The sequence below is a fragment of the Peribacillus sp. NJ11 genome, assembly GCF_030348405.1.
Taxonomy (GTDB): domain Bacteria; phylum Bacillota; class Bacilli; order Bacillales; family DSM-1321; genus Peribacillus.
The window spans coordinates 4,908,230-4,920,263 of the sequence record NZ_JAUCFO010000001.1; the positions used below are offsets into that span (position 1 = coordinate 4,908,230).

Consider the following 12,034-nt stretch of genomic DNA (forward strand, 5'->3'; position numbering starts at 1 on the left):
ATATCAGAGGCTATTATAACATATCACGAATGTTTCACTAGTATCTAAATCCATGAAAAGGAAAGGCATCATCCAATTGAATGATGCCTACCTATTTTTAAATTTATAATTTATCCTAGTATTTCGTGAAGTTTTTGAGTTAGTTCAGATCTTTCAATTTCAAGAACCTCACCCGTTTTACGGATTTTCACTTCGACGATACCCTCGGATGCCTTTTTACCGACCGTCACCCTTACAGGAAGACCGATCAGGTCAGAGTCAGCAAATTTTACGCCAGCACGTTCTTGACGATCATCCATAAGAACATCCATGCCTTGTGCCTTTAGGTCATTATATAAATCTTCTGCTAGCGCAGCCTGAGCCTCATCCTTCATATTGATTGGAATCAAATGAACTTGGTATGGCGCTAAATTCGATGGCCAGACCAAACCTTTTTCATCGTTGAATTGTTCAGCCACAGCTGCAAGTGTACGGGAAACACCAATACCATAACAGCCCATGATCATAGGCTGCGACCGTCCATTCTCATCCAGGAATGTCGCATTCATAGCTTCGGAATATTTAGTTCCCAGTTTGAATACATGGCCAACCTCAATTCCTTTGGCAAATTTAATTTTTCCGTTTCCGTCCGGTGATGGGTCACCCTCTTGAATGAAACGAAGATCTATATAATTAGTCACGTTAAAATCACGATCGGGATTTACGTTCACATAATGATGGTCTTCATCATTTGCACCACAGATACCATTAACCATTGCTTCGACGGCAACATCGGCAATCACTTCCACTTCAGAAGTGACATTGATTGGTCCAAGAGATCCAATTGTACATCCTAGGACTTCTTTCGTCTCATTTGGATCGACCAATTCAACGATTGAAGCGTTATAGAAATTCTTCAGCTTGATATCATTGACTTCATGATCTCCTCGTACCAATACAAGCACATACTTTTCATCCACTTTGAACAATAACGATTTGATCAGTTTCTCTGCTTCGGTATTTAAGAATGAAGCCACTTCTTCAATCGATTTTTGACCAGGTGTATGAATTTTTTCAAGTGCGATTTGTGCTTCGGAGCTTTTTTCATATATTACACTCACCGGTGCCATTTCAATATTTGCTGCATAATCTGAAGTATCAGAATAGGCAATGGTATCTTCCCCTATTTCAGATAGGACCATGAATTCATGTGTATCCTTTCCACCCATCGCCCCCGAATCGGCAATGACGGCACGGAAGTCCAACCCACAACGGCTAAATATATTTGAATATGCCGCATATAAATTTTTATAAACAGCATCCAAGCTTTCTTGATTGGCATGGAAGGAATAAGCATCCTTCATGATGAACTCACGTCCACGCAACAATCCGAAACGTGGTCTTTTTTCATCACGGAATTTGGTTTGGATTTGGTAAACCGTTAAAGGAAGACGCTTGTAGGATTTCACTTCATCACGAACTAAGCTGGTAATCACTTCTTCATGTGTGGCACCAAGCGCAAATTCACGGTTGTTGCGGTCCCTAAGGCGCATCAACTCTGGACCATAGGTATACCAGCGTCCAGATTCCTGCCAGAATTCGGCTTGTTGTAGAGCCGGCATCAATAGTTCTACTGCGCCAGCATTCTCCATCTCTTCCCGAACGATCGCTTCAACCTTTTGAAGCACCCTTTTTCCAAGCGGCATAAAACTATAAACCCCGCTGGAGTTTTGTCTCATAAATCCTGCACGTAATAGAAGCTGATGACTTTTGATTTCAGCATCCGCAGGCACTTCTCTCAATGTAGGGATTAACGTCATACTCTGTTTCATATCTGCACCTCTTCAATATTTCCTTTTAATTAAACTCTTCAACGGTAAAATTCATACCGCAGCATGATTACGGTCATATCATACAAAAAAGACTTTCTGCGTTATTCAGAAAAGCTAATTTAATATACTCATTCTCGATTATACTTACGATTTCCCTAGAAAACAAACTATTTCCCCAAAACCGTTAAAAAACTAGGAAATGACTTTTCTTTCTTCAGAAAAGAAACAGCCAACAGAAAAATCTGCTGGCCTGTTTACCTTACCCAAACATGTCTTATAAGAAGAATCGCTGAATGTCATTCCATGTAACGACAATCATCAATAACATTAGCAATGCAAAGCCGATGAAGTGAACCATTCCTTCTTTTTGGCGATCGATCGGTTTCCCTCTTAAGAATTCGACCACAAAGAATAACAATCTTCCTCCATCCAATGCCGGTAGCGGCAGCAGGTTCATGATTCCCAGGTTAATGCTGAGCAGCCCTGCCCATTTCATTAAAGTGAATAAACCTTGTTTCGCTACTTCTTCAGTTGATTTATATATTCCTACAGGACCGGATAGACTGTCAATCGTAAATCCACCCGTTACGAGGTCACCAAGGATGATGAAGATTTGTTTTGTCCAGAAATACGTTTCTGTAAAACCATATTGTATGGCTTTAATCGGTGCTTTTTCAACTGGAGGGTAAACACCGATAATCCCGATTTTCTTACCTTCCCTCTCCACTTCTTGTGGAACAACCGGCACTTCTAATGTTTTCCCGTCCCTGTCAACGACAAACTCGATCTCTTGTCCGGGGTTCTTTTGAATGCTTTCCTGAACATCCCCCCAAGAAGACACTTCCGTCCCTTCTATGGATTGAATGACATCCCCAGATTTTAAACCGGCATTTACAGCCGAACCATCTGGAGTCAACTCACCAAGTTTCGCTTCATCCACCACGACTCCTTGAAACAAGCCGATCAACACAAAAATGACAAAAGCCAAAACGAAGTTCATTGCCGGACCAGCTACAATCGTAAGAAAACGATGCCCAAGCGACTTTGAGGCAAATTGCCGGTCAAATGGAGCAATCTGGTTCTCCACACCATTTTCAACGATTACCGCTTCTTTATGGATGGTAAACGTTTTTAATGTATCTTCCTCGCCCTCTTCATAACCAGTAAGGATAAGTTTATGATCAAGGTCGATCACTTCAACTTCCACAATACGAATATCAGGATATTTATCTTTGTTGTTCAAAATGATTTTTTTAACATTCTCTTCATTATCAAACATTAATCCTACTCGATAGCCGGGCTTCAATTCGATATTTTCTGCGTCTTCACCAGCCATACGCACATATCCGCCCAATGGAAGCAATCGAATGGTATAAACGGTTTCCTTCTTTTTATATGTGAATACTTTTGGCCCGAAACCTATTGCGAACTCACGGCATAAAATTCCGGCACGCTTTGCAAACACTAAGTGTCCAAGCTCATGGAAAAATACAAGAGCGCCAAAAATGATGATGAACGCTATAATCGTTTCTAAAGTCTGCATGTTCCGGTCACCTATCTTTCACTAAAGATTCTATAAACTGCCTAGTCATATTATCCACTTCCTGAATCGTTTCTAAATCAGGAAGGGCTATGACGGAATGCTGATTCAGCGCTTTTTCAATTAACGTTTCAATTTCAAGGAAGGATACCTTTCCAGATAAGAACGCAGAGACTGCCGCTTCATTGGCGGCATTCAATACGGTAGTCATCGTTCCGCCCATTTTACCCGCTTTATAGGCGAATTGCAAACAAGGATATCTGGTGAAATCCATATCGCTAAAATGCAGTTTGCCCACTTCAGCAAGATTCAGGCGTTTACGCCCTTCTAGCGGCATACGGTCTGGATAAGTAAGTGCATATTGTATCGGCACTCGCATATCCGGTGAACCCAGTTGCGCTATCACGCTGGAATCATGAAACTCAACCATGGAATGGATGACGCTCTCCTTATGTAGCAATACATCAATTTTATCGTATGGAAGATCGAATAGCCAGTGGGCCTCAATCACTTCCAAACCCTTATTCATCATTGAAGCTGAATCGATCGTGATTTTCGCTCCCATTGACCAGTTCGGATGGTTCAGCGCCTCTTCCACCGTTACACCCTTCAATTCTCCCCTGGTCCGATCGCGAAAACTGCCTCCTGAAGCAGTGATGACAAGACGTTCTATATTTTTTTCCCTTTCACCCTGCAATGCCTGAAAAATAGCGGAATGCTCACTGTCAACCGGCAGCAATCTAACCCCCGCCTTTTTAGCTTCACTTATAACCAAATGACCTGCCGTTACCAAAGTTTCCTTGTTGGCGATAGCAATATCCTTTTTAGCCTTTATTGCTTGAAGTGTCGGATAAAGGCCCACGCTTCCGATGACGGCATTGACCAATATCGTCGCTTGATCATACACAGCAACAGCAGTCAATCCCTCATCGCCATACATGAACTCGATATCCTTGCGGCTGAAGAATTCACTTTTCAAAACATGATAATCTTCTTCCGTCTGGACTGAAACTAGTTTCGGTTCAAACTCTTGTATATAGGCCCTGACCAATTCTATATTCTTTCCAGCAGAAAGCGCCACTATCTTGAATTGATCGGGATGGGACCTTACCACATCCGCTGTTTGTTGACCAATCGAACCTGTCGCGCCCAAAAGGCTGATACTTTTCAAATTGCTCATCTCCTAATTCATTAAACAGTTGCCTATATTTATATTATAAAACATGCAATAAATGCAAAATCGGTAAAATGAATATCACGCTATCAAGCCTGTCCAAAATTCCACCGTGTCCCGGGAGAAGCTTCCCGGAATCCTTAACCCCATAATGACGTTTATACGCCGATTGGACGAGGTCGCCCAATTGGCCGAATACCCCAATGATCAATGAAATCAATAATAATTGTAATAATGTGTAGTCAAGACTGGAGAAGGCGTAAAATAGCACACCCACTACCATCGCGGAACATAATCCGCCGATAAATCCTTCAACCGTCTTGTTTGGACTTATTTCTGGCCATAGCTTTCTTTTACCAAGTGATTTACCTATGAAGTATGCTCCGGAATCGGTTGCCCAGATTGTAAATAATGTAAGCAAGATATAGATCAGACCCAACCCTAAAGAGTCACGTGTTTCGAATAGGTAGTAGAAACCCATTCCCAGGTATAGGACCGAAATCACTAAAAATCCTGCATCATCAAAAGTAAAACGGTTTTTTGAAACGACTGTATAAAGTAATAGCAGCAAAACCCCGATTAAGAAGACTTGCACTTTATCGTAATTTATTTCCGCTAAAAAAGCGGTATGTTCATTAGGCAATAAAAGTACCCACAATAATATGTGAGAAAGAAATGCTTCAAAAGATAGTACACGTAAATTTTTCATTTTCATCAGTTCATACAAACCAATGGACCCCAACAGATAAACCGTCAGTAAAAAGGGAATGCCCCCTAAAATGACTAGTGGAATGAAGATAGCGGCAACTACGACCGCCGTAATAATTCGTTGTTTCATTATTCCATTTTCCTCGCCTTCTACATTAAACGCCACCGAATCTTCGTGAACGCTTTTGATACTCCTCAACTGCCTGCAATAAATGCTCTTCACTAAAATCTGGCCATAGCACCTCTGTAAACCAAAGCTCAGTATAAGCCGCCTGCCAAAGCATGAAATTACTTAAACGGATTTCACCGCTTGTACGGATCAGTAAATCCGGATCCGACAAATGTTTGGTCATCAGATAACTGGATAGCATTTCCTCAGTTACATTTTCCTTTACTATACCATTCTTAGCATCTTGAATGATGCTATTCACTGCAGATACAATCTCCCCACGGCTTCCATAGTTAAGGGCAAAATTCAGAATCATCCCATCATTATCCTTCGTATCTTCCATTGCCCGTTTAACGGCATTTTGAGTATGTGCAGGAATGAGTGATATGTCCCCGATCGTTTCAACTCTTACATTTTCGGAAATGAGCTCAGGTAAAAATGTCCCAAGAAATTCCTGGGGAAGCTTCATCAAAAAGTCGACTTCACTTTTCGGACGTTTCCAGTTTTCAGTGGAAAACGCATAGACTGTCAAAGTTTTGACCCCTAATTTATTGGCAACTTTCGTAATTTTACGAACGGTTTTCATTCCTTCATGATGACCCGCCACACGTGGCAATGCACGCTTTTTGGCCCAACGGCCGTTTCCATCCATTATGATGGCGATATGCTGAGGAACATCAAACTGTTTAATATGCTGAATCCTATTTGTTACATCGGAAGAAGCATCTTTATTAACGAAACGCTTCCAAAGTGAATACATATGTTAGTCCCCCATCAGGTTGTACTTATCTCTCTACAAAGGCAAAGTTTTCGTGCACTATGTATATCAAGCTTTCTGCCGCTTAAAAAGAATCTATATTATAATATCAAAAAAAAACTCGTTCTCATATTATTATTATGAAAATTATTTCTTCATTAGAAGCTAGAAAGGGAGAAATCATTACTTCTTTTATTCTAAAACCGGTTATGATTACAATGAAAAATGCAAAAAAAGGACCACCTCCAACGTTTGCATGCAACATACTAACTCAAGGAGTAATCATTATCGGAGAAACCTTATTATAACAGTTTTCTCTTTTAAGCACACCTATATGTTAGAACCAAGACATGACCCTGTATGGATTCGGCCCTCTTTATTTTAAAAATTCTTAAATGGAAATTATACTTCCAAAATTTCTTTTTCTTTATCTTTTGTAATCTCATCGATTTTCGTGATATTGCCATCTGTCATCTTTTGGATGTCATCAGCATAGCCACGTAAATCATCTTCAGTGATTTCACCATTTTTTTCAAGCTTTTTCAAATCATCATTAGCATCGCGACGCACATTACGGACAGCTATTTTTGCTTCTTCCGCTTCTTTTTTGACAACTTTCACAAGCTCTTTTCTGCGTTCTTCAGTTAAAGCCGGGATGGCTATCCTGATGATCGATCCATCATTAGAAGGATTTAAGCCTAAATCCGATTTCAAAATCGCCTTTTCAATTTCACCCAATACCGTCTTATCATATGGTTGAATGACCAAAAGTCTTGCTTCCGGGACAGAAATACCAGCCACCTGATTAACTGGTGTCGGCGAACCATAATAATCAATCGAGATTCTATCAAGCAATGAGGCATTTGCCCTTCCGGCACGGATGCTGGCTAATTCACGTGTGTACGCTCCAATGGCTTTTTCCATTTTCGTTTTCGCATTCGAAATAACTTGTTTCGGCATCTTTTATTTCCCCCTTACAATAGTTCCAAGCGTTTCGCCTAGAACGGCTCGTTTAATATTACCTTTTTCCATAATCGAGAAGACAATCAATGGTATATCATTGTCCATGCATAATGAGGACGCAGTCGAATCCATTACTTCCAATCCTTCTTTAATTACATCAAGATAGGAAAGTTCATCATACTTCACTGCATTTTTGTCCTTAACCGGATCTGCATTGTAAACGCCATCCACATTATTCTTCGCCATCAAGATGACATCAGCTTCAATTTCAGCAGCGCGCAGGGCGGCAGTGGTATCCGTTGAAAAGTATGGATTACCTGTACCAGCTGCAAAAATCACCACTCTTTTTTTCTCTAGATGCCTGATTGCACGGCGTCTGATATATGGTTCTGCAACTTGTCTCATCTCAATGGAAGTTTGAACGCGCGTTTCAATTCCAAGCTGATCTAGGCTGTCTTGTAATGCCAATGAGTTCATGACTGTAGCAAGCATACCCATATAATCGGCATTAGCACGATCCATACCCATTTCACTGCCTATTTTCCCGCGCCAAATGTTTCCGCCGCCGACAACAACAGCCACTTCCACATCAAGCTCAGCCACTTCCTTGACTTGTTCAGCAATAGATTTAATTACTGCAGGGTTAATTCCAAATCCTTCTTCACCGGCTAATGCTTCGCCACTTAGTTTTAGAACGACACGTTTATATTTAGCGTTACTCATGAGAACCTCCAACTATGTAATCTTTTCGTTCGTTCATCATGCTTTCTTGCAATACTACCAAAAATTCATGACATTTCAAAAAATAGGGAACACCAGAGTGTTCCCTATTATTAATTATCTGACAATTAGTCTTTTTTAACTTGGTTCATTACTTCTTCAGCAAAGTTTTCTTGACGTTTTTCAAGACCTTCCCCTACTTCATAACGAACGAATGATTGGATTTTTCCGCCTTTTGATTCTACGAATTGTCCCACTTTTTGATCTGGGTTTTTAACGAAAGCTTGTTCGTTCACACAGATTTCTTCGTAGAATTTATTGATACGGCCTTCAACCATTTTTGCAACGATTTTTTCCGGCTTGCCTTCGTTAAGCGCTTGTTGAGTAAGAACTTCGCGTTCGCGATCTAATTCGCTAGCATCGACTTGGTCGCGAGAGATATATTTTGGGTTAATTGCAGCGATATGCATTGAAACGCCTTTAGCTGCATCTTCGTCAGTTGTACCTTCAAGAACTGATAGTACGCTGATACGTCCACCCATGTGAAGGTATGCACCAAATGCGTCGTTATCTGTTTTAGTAACGACTTGGAAGCGGCGAAGAGTTAATTTTTCCCCGATTTTAGCAACTGCAGCATTAATATGATCTGCAACTTTTGCACCATTTTCCATTGTTTGCTCAAGAGCAACTTCAACGCTTTCAGGTTTGTTAGCAAGAAGGAATGCAGCCAATTCTTTAACAAGTGCTTGGAAGCCTTCGTTTTTAGCAACGAAATCAGTTTCTGAGTTCACTTCAAGAATAACCGCTTGGTTTCCTTCTACAACGATAGAAGTTAAACCTTCAGCAGCAATACGGTCGCCTTTATTAGCAGCTTTTGCAATTCCTTTTTCACGTAGGAAATCGATTGCTTTTTCCATATCGCCTTCTGTTTGTACAAGTGCCTTTTTACAGTCCATCATACCAGCACCAGTTTTTTCACGCAATTCTTTAACTAATTGTGCAGTGATTGCCATAATATATATCCTCCTCAAATTAAATGCAGTTTATTCAATCTTTACCCATTATTGCCAAAAAATACTTGTTATCATCAAAGAATAATTACGAGCCTTGGCAATATTCCAGAAAAACCATCCACTTATTCAGTCAATTTGACTGAACTCAATACCTGATGACTTTCTAACCTTGAAAATCGACCATACCTTCAAAAAGAACATTCCGTACAGTGATTTATGTATGCTTATTTAGTGCAAAAAAAAGGGATAAAAGGCATTATCCTCTTATCACCTTTTTTTCTTACTGAATAAGCAACCTTTTTTACTTATTAAGCAGTAGTTGTTTCAGTTGCTGTTTCTTCGCCTTGTTTAGCTTCTAAGATAGCATCTGCCATTTTACCTGTTAATAATTTAACAGCACGGATTGCATCGTCATTCGCAGGAATGACTACATCGATTTCATCCGGATCACAGTTTGTATCAACGATACCAACAAGTGGAATGTGTAATTTGTGTGCTTCCGCAACAGCAATACGCTCTTTGCGAGGGTCGATAACGAAGATCGCATCTGGAAGAGTCTTCATATCTTTAATTCCGCCTAAGAATTTCTCTAAGCGATCCCATTCTTTTTTAAGTTGGATAACTTCTTTTTTAGGAAGGACTTCGAAAGTTCCGTTTGCTTCCATTTTTTCGATATCTTTAAGACGAGAAATACGTTTTTGGATTGTTTCAAAGTTTGTTAAAGTTCCACCTAACCAGCGTTGGTTTACATAGTACATACCAGAACGGATAGCTTCTTCTTTAACAGATTCTTGAGCTTGTTTTTTAGTACCAACGAAAAGAACAGTTCCACCGTTAGCAGCTAGTTCTTTCACGAAGTTATAAGCTTCTTCAACCTTTTTAACTGTTTTTTGAAGGTCGATGATGTAGATGCCGTTACGCTCAGTGAAGATATATTTCTTCATTTTCGGGTTCCAGCGACGTGTTTGGTGTCCGAAATGCACACCAGCTTCAAGCAATTGTTTCATAGAAATGACTGACATTTTATTTCCTCCTAAATGGTTTTGTTTTTCCTCCGCACCGATCATTTTCATACAGAAACTGTCGAAACAGCACCATCTGCAAGAATCACGGGGCGTGTGTATTAACACCATTTCATAATATACCATAATGATTCTGCTCAATCAAGAAATATTTATCTATTCATGCGAAACTTTAATAATAGCTCTATTTCCGTTTGACCACGACCTAAATTTTTGGCGATTTCTTCAATTGAATGACCTTGATCCGCTAACATATCCACTTGTTCATTTAATGTTCGCGCATTTACCGAGGCCTGTAACATGTCCGAAAATTCTTTACCAGTCCGTTTCCCTTCGTTTGGAAGGGAAGTGGCTGCTGATGAAAGCTCTAATTTGTCTTCAACTTTTACGGGTAAAGTATTGTCACCATGTTCTTCAGGCATTATTTTGTAGGCGGTGATCGCCTGCTTTTTAGAGGCGGTACAACTTCCCTCTTTAAACGCTTGCAGCATGTTTTGCTGTTGTTTTACTTCTTTATCTTCCATGGTTTCTTTTATTGACCCATGTTCTTGACTTTTTTGTCCATACTCGTGATTCATTGCAACCGAATTGCTGAATGCCTTTACCAATGTCTCGTTGTCCTCTTTCATTTCCATCAAATAACCAGACATAAGTTGTTCCATTTCACCAATGATTGCCTTTTGATCTTTTTCCAGCTGACTTAAACGATTTTGTCGAAGATATAAAACGATGATGGCAAAAATGGTGAATATATTTAATACAAACAACAAAAACATAAAAAATACTGACATGTTGCCTCCTAATTAACCGGAATATTCAACCCTCGGTTGGGGATCTTCTTTCACTGTTGTTTTTTTCTTGATTACTTTTTGTTTATATTTTTTTGGTGACTGGCGCCTGTCTGCATTTCCTTTTTTTTTATGAAAATGGGCGTGGATGCTTTCGCATCCTGGATTCGTGGAAGTACATCTCAATCGGTTTTAAGCTCATAGGCTACCCAACTTCCTTTGAAAACCCTTTTTCATTTCAAATAATCGAACAAAACCGAGCGAAAGTGTGTTTTCATTGGATTACCATATGAGGATGAATTTGAACTGCACTTCTAGTTCAATCATTCTGTGATTTCGAATGGATTATTGATGCGGGTGTCTCTGAATTCTTTCAATCTGGTCTTAACATTAGGAGGCATGTCTTCGTTAAATCGAATTTTTCCGATCAACGGGATGCATCCCCTGAAACAATACCCATTTTCAAACTGATATCATGATTAAAACTTTTGATCATTCATCGCGTTTCTTAATTTATATATCGCTTTCGAGTGAATCTGGGAAATCCGGGACGTAGATAGACTCACTACTTGTCCAATTTCGGTCAATGTTAGTTCCTCTTTATAAAAAAGCTGTAAAACCAACTGTTCCTTTTCATTAAGGGTTTCTATGACTTGGGCTAATTCCACATATAGTTCTTCCCTTAACACATGTTCCTCAGGTAAATCCGCTTTTTCATCTTTAATATGAAAATTCGTGCTTTCTTTATCGTCTTGTTCTTGGGGATTTTCATCCATTGATAATACATTGGCAAAGAAATTCTCATTTAATGCAGCATATACTTCCTCTTCCGGGATATTCAATTCAGCTGCAATCTCGTTTGGAGAAAGGTTCCTCATGTATTGCTGCTCTAGCTTTTCTATTGTAGATTCAATTTTCTTGGCTTTATCTCTTGCACTCCGTGGAAGCCAATCCTCTTTTCTTAATCCATCTAAAATAGCACCACGAATTCTAAATGAGGCATATGTATCAAACTTCAGGTCACGCTTCGTATCAAAACGTTCCAGGGCATCGAATAACCCCATCATCCCTAAACTCCTTATATCATCTCGGCTCACATTTTTAGGAAGACTCACTGAAATGCGTTGAACATGATACGATACGAGTGGGATGTATTTCTTAACCAAAATGTCCCCGGCCAGCGGATCTCTGCAACCAACCCAATTTTTCCAACATAACTGCTCTTCTTCGATGGTAAGATGAGACATTGGACATCCTCCTAACATTGTATACGTCTTGTGATCAAAACGGCCCTTATAGGCCATAAAAGAAACAATAATTCGATTGAAACTGTCAGAGTTTTGGCTGTTCTTTTTTAAGAAAAGCCTGA

At 39.8% G+C, this 12,034-nt stretch carries 11 protein-coding genes; all 11 read right to left on the minus strand.

Annotation, left to right across the window (positions count from 1 at the left end; translation table 11 throughout):
* Positions 1–110: 110 nt before the first annotated feature.
* Positions 111–1,811: a proline--tRNA ligase gene (locus QUF86_RS23935; RefSeq protein ID WP_289335903.1), complete on the minus strand. Its 1,701-nt coding sequence runs from the start codon at positions 1,809–1,811 to the stop codon at positions 111–113.
* 274 nt (positions 1,812–2,085) lie between these two features.
* Complete coding sequence (gene rseP / locus QUF86_RS23940) at positions 2,086–3,354, minus strand: RIP metalloprotease RseP (RefSeq protein ID WP_289335905.1); 1,269 nt, start codon at positions 3,352–3,354, stop codon at positions 2,086–2,088.
* A gap of 7 nt (positions 3,355–3,361) precedes the next feature.
* On the minus strand, positions 3,362–4,522 hold the full coding sequence (gene dxr / locus QUF86_RS23945) for a 1-deoxy-D-xylulose-5-phosphate reductoisomerase (RefSeq protein ID WP_289335906.1): 1,161 nt from the start codon (positions 4,520–4,522) through the stop codon (positions 3,362–3,364).
* 43 nt (positions 4,523–4,565) lie between these two features.
* Entirely contained in the window at positions 4,566–5,363 is a 798-nt protein-coding gene (locus tag QUF86_RS23950) for a phosphatidate cytidylyltransferase (RefSeq protein ID WP_289317133.1), read from the minus strand.
* A gap of 25 nt (positions 5,364–5,388) precedes the next feature.
* A complete protein-coding gene (locus tag QUF86_RS23955; RefSeq protein WP_289317134.1) occupies positions 5,389–6,162 on the minus strand; it encodes an undecaprenyl pyrophosphate synthase in 774 nt (257 codons plus the stop codon).
* 399 nt (positions 6,163–6,561) lie between these two features.
* On the minus strand, positions 6,562–7,119 hold the full coding sequence (gene frr / locus QUF86_RS23960) for a ribosome recycling factor (protein ID WP_289317136.1): 558 nt from the start codon (positions 7,117–7,119) through the stop codon (positions 6,562–6,564).
* 3 nt (positions 7,120–7,122) lie between these two features.
* Positions 7,123–7,845, minus strand: coding sequence for a UMP kinase (pyrH, locus tag QUF86_RS23965; RefSeq protein WP_057913387.1), 723 nt, complete (start codon positions 7,843–7,845; stop codon positions 7,123–7,125).
* Positions 7,846–7,970: 125 nt separating this feature from the next.
* Entirely contained in the window at positions 7,971–8,855 is an 885-nt protein-coding gene (tsf, locus tag QUF86_RS23970) for a translation elongation factor Ts (RefSeq protein ID WP_289317137.1), read from the minus strand.
* A gap of 308 nt (positions 8,856–9,163) precedes the next feature.
* A complete protein-coding gene (rpsB, locus tag QUF86_RS23975; protein WP_289318433.1) occupies positions 9,164–9,877 on the minus strand; it encodes a 30S ribosomal protein S2 in 714 nt (237 codons plus the stop codon).
* Between the two features lie 152 nt (positions 9,878–10,029).
* On the minus strand, positions 10,030–10,668 hold the full coding sequence (locus tag QUF86_RS23980; RefSeq protein ID WP_289335907.1) for a hypothetical protein: 639 nt from the start codon (positions 10,666–10,668) through the stop codon (positions 10,030–10,032).
* A gap of 476 nt (positions 10,669–11,144) precedes the next feature.
* Positions 11,145–11,912 (minus strand): FliA/WhiG family RNA polymerase sigma factor, encoded by a 768-nt coding sequence (locus QUF86_RS23985; protein WP_289335908.1) that lies wholly within the window; start codon positions 11,910–11,912, stop codon positions 11,145–11,147.
* Between the last annotated feature and the right edge of the window lie 122 nt (positions 11,913–12,034).